The organism is Pseudomonas sp. LAMO17WK12:I5, assembly GCF_900215165.1.
Taxonomy (GTDB): domain Bacteria; phylum Pseudomonadota; class Gammaproteobacteria; order Pseudomonadales; family Pseudomonadaceae; genus Aquipseudomonas; species Aquipseudomonas putida_A.
On record NZ_OBDS01000002.1, the window covers coordinates 68,613 to 82,797 of the forward strand.

Sequence of the window (14,185 nt, forward strand, 5' to 3'; positions counted from 1 at the left end):
ATTGCAAACCGGCTCGTCCCGTCGCGGATCTCATATCCTTTTTGGGGAATTGAGACCTCACGTGGGAGCGGGCCGTCGGCGATCAAGTTTTGGATTCAATGCTTAGGTTCGTCTTGATGATGACCAATCATCGGAAACCACCGCTTACCTGTAATTTCTGACAGTGGTGCGATTCGGCAAACTTCTGTCTGATGAGACTTCCATTCACAACAGGTAAGAAGGATTTTGCGATGTCTACTGAAAAAAACACTGTGCCGGTAATTACCTCCATGAAAGACAGCCAAGGCGAGGAGATTCCAAACGGCGGTACGACCTCCTCCACTGTTGTGCAGTCGAGCGGCTTGGCGTCTGCCGGCGATGAACTCCAGATTTTCGACGGTGCTACTTTGAAGGGGCGAGTTGTTGCTGACGCTGCAGGCAATTGGCACTTTATCTTGACGGCTTTGTCATTGGGAGTTCATTCGATCACGGCCAGAGGACGGGTCCTTCACTCCCAAGCACGTACGTTCACCGTCAAGGCTTAGTAAACACTTGATAAAAAGCCGCTGAGCTCCACAGCCCAGCGGCTTTCCGTTTATCAGTGAGGCTGTTGAGTTTCGCTGTGGGTTATACCTTGGCGCTGACCTCACTCCGGTTCACCAACGCCTCAATCGCTCCACTCAAACTCGCCGCTTTCTCGCCAATCAACAAATGCCAGACCCCACCCTCCAGCGGGCTGACACCCTGGCAACCCAGCTCTTTCAACTGAGCCTCGGACAACGCTTTACCATCGACCAGTTGCAGGCGAATGCGGGTCAGGGCGATGCAGTCCAGCTGCAGCACATTCTCGCTACCGCCCAAGGCAGTCAGCCATTGTTGGGCTTCCGGTGCAGTGACCAATGCAGCCTTCGATTCCTCGACCACCACCGCAGGCGCAGCCACCAACGCACGCCCCAGCGCCGGCATGGCGAGGCGGATTTCGTCGGCGATGCTGTCGGCCAGTGGCCCGACCACTACCTGCAAGCTGCCGCCCTTGCCCGGACGCACAACCGCCATCGCACCCAGCGCTTTCAGATCGGCATCGGATGCTTTGTTGCGATCGACCATTTCCAGGCGCAGACGAGTCGTGCAGGCGCCAACGGTGACCAGGTTCTCGGCACCGCCCAAGGCTTTGATGTAAGCCGCAGCGCGCTCGTTCTCGGTGAGAACTGCCTTGTCAGCCGCCGCCACATCCTCACGCCCCGGCGTCTTCAGATTGAAACGACGAATACAGAAATCAAACACCGCGTAATACACCACGGCGTAAGCCAGCCCGACCGGGATCACCAGCCAGCCATTGGTCGAGCGACCCCAACCGAGCACCATGTCGATGAAACCGCCGGAGAAGGTGAAGCCCAGATGAATGTTCAGCGCATTGGTGATCGCCATCGACAACCCGGTCAGCAGCGCATGCAGCAGATACAGCAGCGGGGCGAGAAACATGAAGGCGAACTCGATCGGCTCGGTAACGCCGGTCAAAAACGACGTCAAAGCCATCGACAGGAAGATCCCGCCCATGACCTTGCGCCGCTCTGGCAACGCGTTGCGGTACATCGCCAGGCATGCGGCGGGCAGGCCGAAGATCATCATCGGGAACATGCCGGTCATGAACTGGCCGCCCTTTGGATCGCCGGCGAAGTAGCGTGACAGGTCGCCGGTGACCAGTGCGCCGGTGGTCGGGTCGGTGAAGTTGCCGAACACGAACCACGCCATGTTGTTGAGGATGTGGTGCAGGCCGGTGACGATCAGCAGGCGGTTGAACACGCCGAAGACGAACGCGCCGAAGCTGCCGCTTTCCATCATCAGGCTGCCAAAGCTGTTGATGCCGTGCTGGATCGGCGGCCAGATGTAGCCGAACACCACGCCCAGACCGACCGCCGCAAATCCGGTGACGATCGGCACGAACCGGCGGCCGCCGAAGAACGCCAGGTACTCCGGCAGCTTGATGTCCTTGAAGCGGTTGTACAGCGCGCCGGCCATCAGGCCGCTGACAATCCCGGCGAGCATGCCCATGTTGATGCTCGGGTCGAGCACCTTGAGCGTGGAGATCATCACCAGGTAACCGATCACTCCGGCCAGGCCTGCGGTGCCGTTGTTGTCCTTGGCAAACCCGACAGCGATGCCGATGGCGAAGATCATCGCCAGGTTGGCGAAGATCACCTGGCCGGCATCGTGAATGATCGCGATGTTCAGCAGGTCGGTGTCACCCAGACGCAGCAGCAGGCCGGCAATCGGCAGGATCGCGATCGGCAGCATCAGCGCGCGGCCGAGGCGTTGCAGGCCTTCGATGAAGAGTTGGTACATGGTGGTTCTCCCTGCTCTTTATAGAGAGCTTGTTGTTAGTGCAGAGGCCAATGCTGGTGGCAGGCGTGACGAACCGCAGCGGCGCTGTTGAGTTTCAACAGGTCGCGGCTGAGGCGTTGGCATTCGGCTTCGTGCAACTGGCGCACGCGATCCTTGATTTCACCGATTTGCACCGGGCTCACCGACAGCTCGGTCACGCCGAGGCCGATCAGCACCGGTGTCGCCAGCGGATCGGAGGCGAGGGCACCGCACACGCCGACCCAGCGTTTGTGCACCGCCGCGCCTGCGCAGGTCATGGCGATCAGCCGCAGCAGTGCCGGATGCAGGGCGTCGACGCGGGCGGCCAAACCTGCGTGGTCGCGGTCCATGGCCAAGGTGTATTGCGACAGGTCGTTGGTGCCGATCGACAGGAAGTCGGCGTGCTCGGCCAGTTGTTCGGCCTGCAATGCAGCGGCCGGGACTTCGATCATCACGCCGATTTCCGGGCGCTGAGTCACACCCAGTTCGATGCACAGCGCATCGACCCGTTGGCGGATGTGCAGCAGTTCGTCGACTTCGGTGACCATCGGCAACAGGATCCGGCAACGGCGCAGCGGGCTGACTTGCAGCAGTGCGCGCAATTGCTGATCGAGGATTTCCGGACGGGCCTGGGCCAGACGAATGCCGCGCAGGCCGAGTACCGGATTGGCTTCGGCGGGCAGCGGCAGGTAGTCGAGTTGCTTGTCGCCGCCGACATCGATGGTGCGGATGATCACCGAGTGCTCACCCATGGCATCGAGCACGGCTTGATAGGCGGCGCGCTGCTCGTCGACGTCCGGCGCGGTCTGCCGGTCGACGAACAGAAATTCGGTGCGTAGCAGGCCGACGCCATCGGCGCCGTTGGCAAAGGCGTCTGCCGCTTCATGGCTGGAGGCGACATTGGCGACCACTTCGATCGCCACGCCATTGCGGGTTTCGGCGGACAGATGGGCTTTGGTTTGTTGCGCATCGCGGCGTTGCTGACGCTCGATTTGCGCCTGTTGTACTTCGGCCAGGCGTTCGGTGTTCGGCGTCAGTTCGAGGCGGCCGCCATCGGCATCCAGCACCACCGACTGACCCTGTGCTTGATCGAGTAAAGCGGCGCCCAGTGCAACCAGGCACGGCAGACCTTTGCCGCGCGCCAGAATCGCCACGTGCGAAGTCGCGCCGCCCTCGGCCATGCACAACCCGGCGACACCTTGCGCGCTGAGTTGCAGCAGATCCGACGGCGTCAGTTCATGCGCAGCGACAATGGAGCCGGCCGGCACTTCGTAATGCCAGGCTTCGCCGAGCAGGGCGCGCAGGACACGTTGCTTGAGGTCGCGCAGGTCGTTGGCGCGTTCGGCCAGCAGCGCACTGCCGGTGTGTTGCAGCACTTCGCACTGCACGTCGATCGACTGGCTCCACGCGTGGGTCGCCGCTGTGCCTTGGTCGATAGCATGCTGCGCGGCGTCGAGCAGGGCCGGGTCTTCGAGCAGTGCCAGGTGCGCGGAGAAGATCGCTTCTTCGTCGGTGCTCTTGTGCTTTTTCGCTTGGGCGAGGGTAGCGTTGATTTCGCCGCGAACCTGATTCAGCGCGCTTTCAAGTTTCTGCAGTTGCTCAAGCGGAGCATGATTGCCCGCATCTGCCGGCAGGCTGATCGCGTTCAGGCGAAACAGCGGCCCGCCGACCAGACCCGGTGCGGCGCACACACCCTGCAATACGCCAGCCTCGGCGGGGCGTTTGCGCGGTGCGGCGTTGACCGGTGCAGCAGCGTGATGATCATCGGGCAGGGCGGTCGCCAAGGCATTGAGCAAGGCTTGCAGCGCGGCTTCGGCGTCCGGCCCCTGACAGCTGACCTGCACCTCATCCTGCTCGCCGATGGCCAGTCCCATCAGCCCGATCAGGCTGTTGCACGGCGCCGACTTACCAGCGAAGTGCAGCTGCGACTGGCTCTTGAAGCCTTGTGCGGTCTGCCGAATCAGTGCGGCAGGGCGCGCATGCAGACCGCCGCGATGAGCCACCAACACTTGCCCACGCACCTCAGGCCCGCCAGTTTCTTCAACATTCGCAGCCGCACCGTTGCGGGCAATAATGTGCAGCAACGGCTCGCCGACCTTCACCGCTTTGAGTGTGATCGGGCGCACCTGGAAATCCTGGCTGTTGGTCAGGATCAACAGGCTGACCAGGCTTTTGCACTGCTGGCCGACCTTGTCCAGGTCATAGCGCAACAACGGCTGGCCGTTGCTGACCCGCGTGCCTTCCTTGACCAGCATCGAGAAGCCTTCGCCGTTCAGTTCAACGGTATCGAGGCCCAGGTGCAGAAGGATTTCCGCGCCGTTGTCGGCGCGCACGGTCAGCGCGTGGCCGGTGCGGGCGACGTGGATGATCTCCCCGGCGCAGGGCGAATACAGGGTGTCATTCAGCGGGTCGATGGCGATGCCGTCACCCATCGCGCCGCTGGCGAACACCGCGTCCGGGACTTTGGCGAGCGTGAGCACCGGGCCGCTGAGCGGGGCGCTGAGGGTCAGCTCTTTATTGTTGTTGTGCATGGCTCGGTCTCATCAGGTGTGCAGTCATTCGGGCTTAGTGCGTACGGGTCACTTTGCTCAGGTGGCGCGGCTGATCCGGGTCCATGCCACGGGCCACGGCGAGACCTGCGGCCATCACGTAGAAGCTCTGGATCGCCAGAATCGGGTCGAGGGCTGGGTGTTCGGCGCGGCTCAGGGTCAGGTCGCGTTCGAGGATGTCGTCCGGCGCGGCCAGCAGCACGCGAGCGCCGCGTTGACGCATCTCTGCCGCAAGGCTGATCAGACCGGCCTGTTCGGCACCGCGCGGGGCGAACACCAGCAACGGGTAATGCTCGTCGATCAGCGCCATCGGGCCGTGACGGACTTCGGCACTGCTGAACGCTTCGGCCTGAATGGCCGAGGTTTCCTTGAATTTCAGCGCGGCCTCTTGGGCAATGGCAAAACCGGCGCCACGGCCGATGACCATCAGCCGTTCGCAATCTCGCAAGGCATCGATGGCCGCGCTCCAGTCCTGCTGCGCCGCTTCGCGCAGGCCTTCGGGCAGAGCGTTGTGCGCTTCCAGCAGTTCGTGGTCTTCTTTCCAGTGCGCGATCAACCGGGCGCTGGCGCTGAGGGTCGCGATAAAACTCTTGGTTGCGGCGACGCTGCTTTCGATACCGGCGAGCAACGGCAGGCTGAATTCACATGCGGCTTCCAACGGCGAATCGGCAGCGTTGACCATCGACACACTGAGGGCGCCACGCTTGCGCAACAGACGCAGGCTGTTGACCAGGTCCGGGCTCTGCCCCGATTGCGAGAACGCGAACGCCACCTGACCGCTGACCTTCAGCGGCGCCTGCTGCATGGTCACCACCGACATCGGCAACGACGCCACCGGCACCCCCAGTTGCTGCATGGTCAGGTAGGCGAAGTAGCTCGCCGCGTGGTCGGAGCTGCCGCGCGCGACGGTCATCGCCACTTGTGGTGGCTGACGGCGCAGGCGCCCGGCGATCTCGATCATCTGCGGGTCGAGTTGTTGCAATTGGGCTTGCACGGCCTCGAACGAGGACAGCGCCTCTTCAAGCATTTTTGAAGTCAATGTCTTCTCCTTCGACCATGACGGCGGTCAGTGTGAGCGAGCGATCCAGCCGCACGCAGTCGGCCCAGGCCCCCGGTTGCAGGCGCCCGCGTTCAGTGATGCCGAGGTAGTCGGCGGGAAATTGCGATAGACGCTGCGAAGCCTCGGCGATCGGCAGACCGATCTTCACCAGGTTGCGCAGGGCCTGATCCATGGTCAGCGTGCTGCCGGCCAGCGTGCCGTCGGGCAGGCGCACGCCGCCCAGGCATTTGGTCACGGTGTGGCTGCCGAGCTTGTATTCACCGTCGGGCATGCCGGCGGCGGCGGTCGAATCGGTGACGCAGTACAGGCACGGGATCGAACGCAGGGCCACGCGGATCGCACCGGGATGCACGTGCAGCAAGTCCGGGATCAGTTCGGCGAATTTGGCGTGGGCCAGCGCGGCGCCGACGATCCCCGGTTCGCGGTGATGCAGCGGACTCATGGCGTTGTACAAATGGGTGAAACTGGTGGCGCCGGCATCCAGGGCGGCGACGCCTTCCTCATAGCTGCCGAGGGTGTGGCCGATTTGCATGCGGATGCCGCGGCTGCTCAGTTCACGAATCAATCCGTCGTGACCAGCGATTTCCGGGGCGATGGTGATCACCCGGATCGGCGCCAGCGCCAGGTATTCCTCGACCTCGGCCATCAACGCGGTGTGGGCGAAATTCGGTTGCGCGCCGAGTTTTCCGGGGTTGATGTACGGGCCTTCCAGATGCACACCAAGGACGCGGGCGGCACCTTGCGGACGCTGTTCGCAGAACTCGCCGACCTCTTTCAGCACGCTGGAGATCTCGGCACTCGGCGCGGTCATGGTGGTGGCCAGCAGCGAAGTGGTGCCGAAGCGCACGTGGGTTTTGGTGATGGTCTCGAAGGCGCTGGCGCCTTCCATGATGTCTTTGCCGCCACCGCCATGCACGTGCAGGTCGATGAAACCCGGCAGCAGATACGGCAGGTCATTGTCGGCCGGATCGCAGGGCACGCCTTCGATCGACACGACTTTGCCGTGTTCGTGGATCAGCCGGCCGCGAACCCAGCCGCTGGCGGTGAGGATGTTGTCTTCGGACATATTGGTTCTCGCTTATGGCCGCTCTTAACGACGCAGCTCTGCAACAAAGTCGTAGTAGTCGTTGCGGCAATAGGTGTCGGTGACTTCGATCGGTGTGTTGTCTTCGAGGTAGCCGACCCGGGTCATCAGCAGCATGGCGGTGCCGGGGGCGATGCCGACCAGCGCGGCGAACTCGTCCGAGGCGTTGATCGCCTGGATGTGCTGCAGGGCGCGGACGATCGGTTTGCCGATGCCGTCGAGGTATTCGTAGAGCGAATCGCCGACCAGGTGCGGCTTGGGCATGATCGAGGCGGGCAGGGTGCTCATCTCGATGGCCATCACCGTGTCGTCGGCCTTGCGCAGGCGTTTCATGCGCGCGACCTTGTCGTTCGGCGACAGGCTCAGGCGGATCAGTTCTTCGTGAGTCGGCAGGGTGATTTCGCGTTCCAGCCACTGCGAGCTGGGGACAAAGCCCTTGAGGCGAAGCATTTCGCTGAAGCCCGAGAGGCGTGACAGCGGTTGTTCCAGACGGGGTGTGATGAAGGTGCCGGAACCTTGCAGGCGGCGGATCAGACCTTGATCGAGCAGCACTTCCAGCGCTTTGCGTGCGGTGACCCGGGAGATACCCAGTTGCTCGCTGAGGTTGCGTTCGGAGGGCATCGCCTGCTCGGCCTTCCACTGCCCGGAATGGATCGCCGATTCCAGATTGCGCGCCAGCTGCAGGTACAGCGGCGTCGGCTGGGAGTCATCTGGGCGTAGGGCCTGGAGGTCGTTCATGTAGGTCATTTCCGACGCGAGTATAGGATTGTTGTGGCTCGCTTGTGGGGCGGAAATTAATACCACTTGAATACCATGTCAACGCGGGGAATTGGCGTGTAGCCCAATGAAATGGCGGGTTTCGAGGGTTGTGGCTTGAAGTGGTATTAGGGGTGGGCTTTAGAAAGCAAAAGATCGCAGCCTGCGACAGCTCCTACAGTGGGAAGTGGTATCAACCCTGTAGGAGCTGTCGCAGGCTGCGATCTTTTGATTTATTTTTTTCAGGTGACCAGTGGTCGCTGGTTAAGGACGGATCTCGATCATCGTGCCGTCCGGCACCAGACCCCAGACTTCGCGCATGTCCATGTTGCGCATGGCGATGCAGCCGTCGGTCCAGTCCAGGGTGTGAAACAGGTCTTCCGGGGTTTCTTCCGAATCCGGGGTGCCGTGGATCATGATCATCCCGCCAGGCTCGACGCCTTCGCGGCGGGCACGGGCCGAGTCGCTGATGTTCGGGTAGGAGATGTGCATCGCCAGGTTGAATTTTTCACTGACCTTGCGCCAGTCGATCCAGTAGAAACCTTCGGGCGTGCGTTTGTCGCCTTCAATCAGTTTCGGTCCTTTTTTCGCGCCCTTGCCCAGGGAAATGCGATAGGTCTTGATCGGCTTGCCGTCGGCGATCAATTGCAGTTGATGAGCCGATTTGAGCACCAGGATTTTTTCGATCATCGGGGTATTCGACGGCGTCACGGTGGTCACGAATGACGCTTGGGACACGGTGACGAACGACAGGCAAAACAGGGCAAGCAACCAGCGCATTGAAACGATTCCCCAGGGAGTGACGCAGATATTTTATTTATAGAAGCTTTTAGGTGATGGCAGGCTGCGTCAACGGCGGAATCGATTCGGAGCGAACCGGGTAGCTTTCGGCGCGGCGATCAGCGAAGAAGCATTCTAAGGTACGCCCCACGGTGCGGAAAGCCAGCTCGTCCCACGGGATGTCGGCTTCGTCGAATAGTTGTACTTCGAGGCTTTCGGGCCCGGCGGCAAAGTCCAGATCCGCCAGCTCGGCGCGGAAGAACACATGCACCTGACTGATGTGTGGCACGTCGATCAGCGTGTAGATGCTCAGATTACGCACTCGGGCGCAGGCTTCCTCGGCGGTTTCGCGGATCGCGGCTTGCTCGATGGTTTCGCCGTTTTCCATGAAACCGGCGGGCAGCGTCCAGTAACCGAGGCGTGGCTCGATGGCGCGGCGGCAGAGCAGCACTTTACTGCCCCAGGTCGCGACGCAACCAGCGACGATATTGGGGTTTTGATAGTGAATGGTCTGACAGCTGTCACAGACAAATCGCAGCCGCGAGTCGCCTTCGGGAATGCGCTGGGTCACCGGGTTGCCGCACTGGCTGCAAAATTTCATGCTGGGGTTCCTGAATGCTGCGCCTATCTTGGCGTGCAGCGGTGCCGGTCGGCAAGTTGTCGTTTCGCGACATGGCCCGGTCAGGGGCTTGGGCGGCTGCAATGATTGGTGCATGATGCAGGGTAAGGCACAGATCGAGAACACTCATGCTGGACGAGCTACTGCATAGGGTAAGCAACCACACACCGCGCACGCTGGAGACCGATAAACGTTTCCCCGAGGCCGCTGTTCTGGTGCCGATCACCCGCAGTGACGAACCCGAGCTGGTGCTGACCCTGCGCGCCAGCGGCCTCTCGACCCATGGCGGCGAGGTGGCCTTTCCCGGCGGTCGCCGCGACCCGGAAGACCCCGATCTGATCTTCACCGCTCTGCGCGAAGCCGAGGAAGAAATCGGCCTGCCACCGGGGCTGGTCGAGGTGATCGGCCCGCTCAGCCCGCTGATCTCCCTGCACGGCATCAAGGTCACGCCGTATGTCGGGGTGATCCCGGACTTCGTCGAATACCAGGCCAACGATGCCGAGATCGCAGCGGTGTTCAACGTGCCGCTGGAGTTTTTCCGCAAAGATCCGCGCGAACACACGCACCGTATCGATTACCAGGGCCGTAGTTGGTATGTGCCGAGTTATCGCTACGGCGAATTCAAGATCTGGGGTTTGACCGCTATCATGATCGTCGAACTGATCAATCTGCTCTATGACGAACAGATCAGCCTGCATCATCCGCCCAAAAGCTATATCAACACCTGAAGCCATCGCTCGAATGGCCCGTCATCGTGAGCCCTGAGGAAAACAAGATGAAATACCGCCTGGGCGACGCCCGCGTCGACACCCATCCACAGAGCTGGGTCGCGCCCAATGCCGTGCTGGTGGGCAAGGTCAGACTGGAAGAGGGCGCCAACGTCTGGTTCAACGCCGTATTGCGCGGCGACAACGAACTGATCCTGATCGGCAAGAACAGCAACGTCCAGGACGGCACGGTGATGCACACCGACATGGGCTATCCGCTGACCATCGGCACCGGCGTGACCATCGGTCACAACGCCATGCTGCATGGCTGCACCGTCGGCGACTACAGCCTGATCGGCATCAACGCGGTGATCCTCAACGGGGCGAAAATCGGCAAGAACTGCATCATCGGCGCCAATTCGCTGATCGGCGAAGGCAAGGAGATCCCCGATGGCTCGCTGGTGATGGGCTCGCCGGGCAAGGTCGTGCGTGAGCTGACCGAGCCGCAGAAGAAGATGCTCGAAGCCAGCGCCGCGCACTATGTGCATAACTCGCAGCGCTATGCGCGTGATCTGGTCGAGCAGGAAGAATGAGTACTCCCGAAAGACCGGTTGCCTCGCCGTGTGTGAATATCTGCGCACTGGATGACGACGATATTTGTACCGGTTGCCAGCGTACGGTCGCTGAGATCACCCGCTGGGGGCGGATGACCAATGACGAGCGGCGGGTGGTGCTGGGGTTGTGTCATGAGCGGGCGAAGGCGAGTGGGTTGGTGTGGATGATCCCCGGGAAATCTGGCGTCTGACAAACCGCCTTCGCGAGCAAGCCCGCTCCCACATTGGATTTGTGTTCACATTCGATCAACTGTGGGAGCGGGCTTGCTCGCGAAGAGGCCAGAACAGTCGCCACTTCTTATTGGCCCGACTCCAAGCCTGAAGTAACCTGTGCGCCAATTTCCCAGGTCGCCGCCATGATTTTCCTCATCGCCTACATCAGCAGCGTCGTGCTGATCAACTTCGCTTTCTCCACCGCGCCACACCTGGACATCATCTGGTCGGCCTGGGGCGGGTTGGTATTCGTGTTGCGCGACATGGTGCAAACCCGTTTCGGTCACGGTGCGCTCGTGGCGATGCTGGCGGCGCTGGTGTTGTCCTACGTCACTTCCGATCCGTCCATCGCCCTGGCCAGCGCCACGGCGTTCGCGGTGTCGGAAATCATCGACTGGCTGGTGTTCAGCGTCACCAAACGGCCGTTGCGCGACCGCCTGTGGATCAGCTCGGCGCTGAGCATTCCGCTCGATACCTTCATCTTTTTCGGCATGATCGACCAGATGACGCCACCGGTGATCATCACTGCACTGGTCTCGAAGTTCGCTGGCGTCACTGCCGTCTGGCTGATCATGGCCTGGCGCGAGCGCAAACAGGCTGTCGCCAGCTGAGCCAAACCCTGCGGTTCATGTAAAATGCCGCGCTTTCTCCCCATGGAAAGCGCGTCTGGCGTTGCTTTCCTCGATGATCCGCTTCTTTGAGGACCTGAGATGACCCGTATCGGAACTCCATTGTCGCCGACCGCGACCCGCGTATTGCTGTGTGGCTGTGGTGAGTTGGGCAAGGAAGTGGTGATCGAGCTGCAACGCCTGGGCGTTGAAGTGATTGCCGTCGACCGTTACGCCAACGCGCCGGCGATGCAGGTGGCGCACCGCAGCCACGTGATCAACATGCTCGACGGCGCCGCGCTGCGTGCAGTCATCGAAGCCGAGAAGCCGCACTTCATCGTGCCGGAAATCGAAGCCATCGCCACCGCCACGCTGGTCGAGCTGGAAGCCGAAGGCTTCACCGTGATTCCGACCGCCCGCGCCGCGCAATTGACCATGAACCGCGAAGGCATCCGCCGCCTGGCCGCTGAAGAGCTGGACCTGCCAACCTCGCCGTACCACTTTGCCGACACCTTCGAGGACTACAGCAAAGCCGTTCAGGACCTGGGCTTCCCGTGCGTGGTCAAGCCAGTCATGAGCTCGTCGGGTAAAGGCCAGAGCCTGCTGCGCAGCGCCGATGATGTGCAGAGGGCCTGGGATTACGCGCAAGAGGGCGGTCGCGCCGGCAAAGGTCGGGTGATCATCGAAGGCTTCATCGATTTCGACTACGAAATCACCCTGCTGACCGTGCGCCACATCGGCGGCACCACGTTCTGCGCACCGGTCGGTCACCGTCAGGAGAAGGGCGACTATCAGGAATCCTGGCAGCCGCAAGCCATGAGCCCGATTGCTCTGGCTGAGTCCGAGCGCGTGGCCAAGGCTGTGACCGAGGCTTTGGGTGGTCGCGGTCTGTTCGGCGTCGAACTGTTCATCAAGGGCGATCAGGTGTGGTTCAGCGAAGTTTCGCCGCGTCCGCATGACACCGGTCTGGTGACCCTGATTTCTCAGGATCTGTCGCAGTTCGCCCTGCACGCCCGCGCCATTCTCGGTCTGCCGGTGCCGCTGATCCGTCAGTTCGGCCCATCCGCTTCGGCAGTGATTCTGGTGGAAGGGCAGTCGACCCAGACCGCGTTCGCCAACCTGGGCGCAGCGCTGAGCGAGCCGGATACGGCGTTACGTCTGTTCGGCAAGCCTGAAGTCAATGGTCAGCGCCGGATGGGCGTGGCGTTGGCGCGGGATGAGTCGATTGAGGCGGCGCGTGCCAAGGCGACCCGGGCTGCTCAGGCTGTTGTTGTAGAGCTGTAAACCCAGGCGCGGCATTCACGAGCAAGCTCGCTCCCACAGGGAAATGCATTCCAATGTGGGAGCGGGCTTGCTCGCGAAGCTTTTGATCTCCTGTCAGGCAACCTGATTCAGATCGTTATTCCTCGTTTCCTTAAGGCACAGCACAGCAATCAGGCTGAGCACCGCTGCCGCCGACACATACCCGCCGACATAACTCAAACCACCCATTGCCACCAGTTTCTGTGCGAAGAACGGAGCCGCCGAGGCGCCGACGATCCCGCCGAGGTTGTAAGCGGCCGATGCGCCGGTATAGCGCACGTGGGTCGGAAACAGTTCCGGCAGCAGCGCGCCCATCGGGGCAAACGTCACGCCCATCAGGAACAGCTCGATGCACAGGAACAGCGCCACGCCCCAGGTCGAACCTTGCGTCAGCAATGGCTCCATCAGGAATCCGGACAGAATCGCCAGCACACCACCGACGATCAGCACCGGTTTGCGCCCGTAACGGTCGCTGGCCCAGGCGGACAACGGTGTTGCCGCGGCCATGAACAGCACGGCAAAACACAGCAGTCCAAGAAACGTCTCACGGCTGTAGCCGAGGGTGGACACGCCGTAGCTCAGGGAAAATACCGTCGAGATGTAAAACAACGCATAGCACACCACCATCGCCGCCGCGCCGAGCAGAGTGGGCGCCCAGTACTGGCTGAATAGCTCGACCAGCGGCACTTTCACTCGCTCCTGACGGGCAATGGCGTTGGCGAACACCGGGGTTTCGTGGAGTTTCAAGCGCACATACAGGCCGACCATCACCAGTGCCGCGCTGAGCAGAAACGGAATCCGCCAGCCCCAGCTGCGGAACTGCTCGTCATCGAGGGTCATGGCCAGGGTCAGGAACAGGCCATTGGCTGCAAGAAAGCCGATTGACGGGCCAAGCTGCGGGAACATGCCGAACCACGCCCGTTTGCCCTTGGGCGCATTCTCCGTGGCCAGCAACGCGGCGCCACCCCATTCGCCACCCAATCCCAAACCCTGACCGAAACGCAGCACACACAACAGAATCGGTGCCCAGGCGCCAATGCTGTCGTAACCCGGCAGCACGCCGATCAGCGTGGTGCACACGCCCATCAGCAACAGCGAGGCGACCAGTGTCGATTTGCGCCCGATGCGGTCACCGAAATGGCCGAACAGCGCCGAACCCAGCGGCCGTGCGAGGAAGGCGATGCCGAAGGTGAGAAACGCCGAGAGCATCTGCGCGGTGCCGGACGTCTGCGGAAAGAATACCGGCCCGATCACCAGTGCAGCGGCGGTGGCGTAAACGTAGAAGTCGTAGAACTCGATGGCGGTGCCGATGAAGCTCGCCGTCGCCACGCGGGTGGCGGAGTTGGTCGGCTGGGCAGGCGCGGTGGCGCTGTAAGCGGTACTGGTCGTCATGCGGTGATCCCTGACAGTCATGAGCTCCGTTGGAGCGAATTATTATGGTTGAACACCCAGGGATGTGGGATGAGACGCGAGCGCTGTTTCGAGTAGGAACAGTCGTCGGGGTGGTGCGGAAAATTACCGAAACCGTTGGCGTGCGGGGTAAGCACAGGGCT

14 protein-coding genes are annotated in these 14,185 nt (G+C 61.8%); 6 read left to right on the top strand and 8 right to left on the bottom strand.

Annotation, left to right across the window (positions count from 1 at the left end):
* The first annotated feature begins 230 nt into the window (after positions 1-230).
* The gene (locus tag CRO59_RS03065) at positions 231-524 is read left to right on the top strand and encodes a hypothetical protein (RefSeq protein WP_097086360.1); all 294 of its coding nucleotides are present in this window, start codon (positions 231-233) and stop codon (positions 522-524) included.
* A gap of 82 nt (positions 525-606) precedes the next feature.
* Here CRO59_RS03065 and nagE read toward each other — a convergent pair whose 3' ends face one another.
* The 7 genes from nagE to CRO59_RS03100 all read right to left on the bottom strand — a co-directional run bounded on the left by nagE (position 607) and on the right by CRO59_RS03100 (position 9,170).
* Entirely contained in the window at positions 607-2,322 is a 1,716-nt protein-coding gene (gene nagE / locus CRO59_RS03070) for an N-acetylglucosamine-specific PTS transporter subunit IIBC (protein WP_097086362.1), read from the bottom strand.
* A 35-nt stretch (positions 2,323-2,357) separates the two neighbouring features.
* Entirely contained in the window at positions 2,358-4,871 is a 2,514-nt protein-coding gene (gene ptsP, locus CRO59_RS03075) for a phosphoenolpyruvate--protein phosphotransferase (RefSeq protein ID WP_097086364.1), read from the bottom strand.
* A 34-nt stretch (positions 4,872-4,905) separates the two neighbouring features.
* Positions 4,906-5,928 carry an SIS domain-containing protein gene (locus CRO59_RS03080; protein ID WP_097086366.1) on the bottom strand — a complete coding sequence of 341 codons (1,023 nt, stop codon included), beginning with the start codon at positions 5,926-5,928 and terminating at the stop codon, positions 4,906-4,908.
* Positions 5,909-7,015 (bottom strand): N-acetylglucosamine-6-phosphate deacetylase, encoded by a 1,107-nt coding sequence (gene nagA / locus CRO59_RS03085; protein WP_095138282.1) that lies wholly within the window; start codon positions 7,013-7,015, stop codon positions 5,909-5,911. Before nagA ends, CRO59_RS03080 begins: the two co-directional genes overlap by 20 nt.
* Before the next feature lie 24 nt (positions 7,016-7,039).
* On the bottom strand, positions 7,040-7,771 hold the full coding sequence (locus tag CRO59_RS03090; RefSeq protein ID WP_027610964.1) for a GntR family transcriptional regulator: 732 nt from the start codon (positions 7,769-7,771) through the stop codon (positions 7,040-7,042).
* A 282-nt stretch (positions 7,772-8,053) separates the two neighbouring features.
* Entirely contained in the window at positions 8,054-8,569 is a 516-nt protein-coding gene (locus CRO59_RS03095) for a murein L,D-transpeptidase family protein (protein ID WP_027610965.1), read from the bottom strand.
* Positions 8,570-8,618: 49 nt separating this feature from the next.
* The gene (locus tag CRO59_RS03100) at positions 8,619-9,170 is read right to left on the bottom strand and encodes an NUDIX hydrolase (protein ID WP_027610966.1); all 552 of its coding nucleotides are present in this window, start codon (positions 9,168-9,170) and stop codon (positions 8,619-8,621) included.
* A 146-nt stretch (positions 9,171-9,316) separates the two neighbouring features.
* On the opposite strand from CRO59_RS03100, the gene CRO59_RS03105 reads away from it, so the two are divergent.
* The 5 genes from CRO59_RS03105 (at position 9,317) to purT (ending at position 12,614) form a co-directional block, all read left to right on the top strand.
* Positions 9,317-9,916 (top strand): CoA pyrophosphatase, encoded by a 600-nt coding sequence (locus tag CRO59_RS03105; RefSeq protein WP_007967803.1) that lies wholly within the window; start codon positions 9,317-9,319, stop codon positions 9,914-9,916.
* Positions 9,917-9,963: 47 nt separating this feature from the next.
* Positions 9,964-10,488: a gamma carbonic anhydrase family protein gene (locus CRO59_RS03110; RefSeq protein ID WP_025112181.1), complete on the top strand. Its 525-nt coding sequence runs from the start codon at positions 9,964-9,966 to the stop codon at positions 10,486-10,488.
* A complete protein-coding gene (locus tag CRO59_RS03115; RefSeq protein ID WP_096795202.1) occupies positions 10,485-10,700 on the top strand; it encodes a DUF1289 domain-containing protein in 216 nt (71 codons plus the stop codon). The genes CRO59_RS03110 and CRO59_RS03115 overlap by 4 nt, the downstream gene beginning before the upstream one ends.
* 165 nt (positions 10,701-10,865) lie before the next feature.
* Entirely contained in the window at positions 10,866-11,333 is a 468-nt protein-coding gene (locus CRO59_RS03120; RefSeq protein ID WP_096795203.1) for a VUT family protein, read from the top strand.
* A 99-nt stretch (positions 11,334-11,432) separates the two neighbouring features.
* A complete protein-coding gene (gene purT, locus CRO59_RS03125; RefSeq protein WP_097086368.1) occupies positions 11,433-12,614 on the top strand; it encodes a formate-dependent phosphoribosylglycinamide formyltransferase in 1,182 nt (393 codons plus the stop codon).
* 93 nt (positions 12,615-12,707) lie between these two features.
* Here purT and CRO59_RS03130 read toward each other — a convergent pair whose 3' ends face one another.
* Complete coding sequence (locus tag CRO59_RS03130) at positions 12,708-14,024, bottom strand: MFS transporter (protein ID WP_047601383.1); 1,317 nt, start codon at positions 14,022-14,024, stop codon at positions 12,708-12,710.
* Between the last annotated feature and the right edge of the window lie 161 nt (positions 14,025-14,185).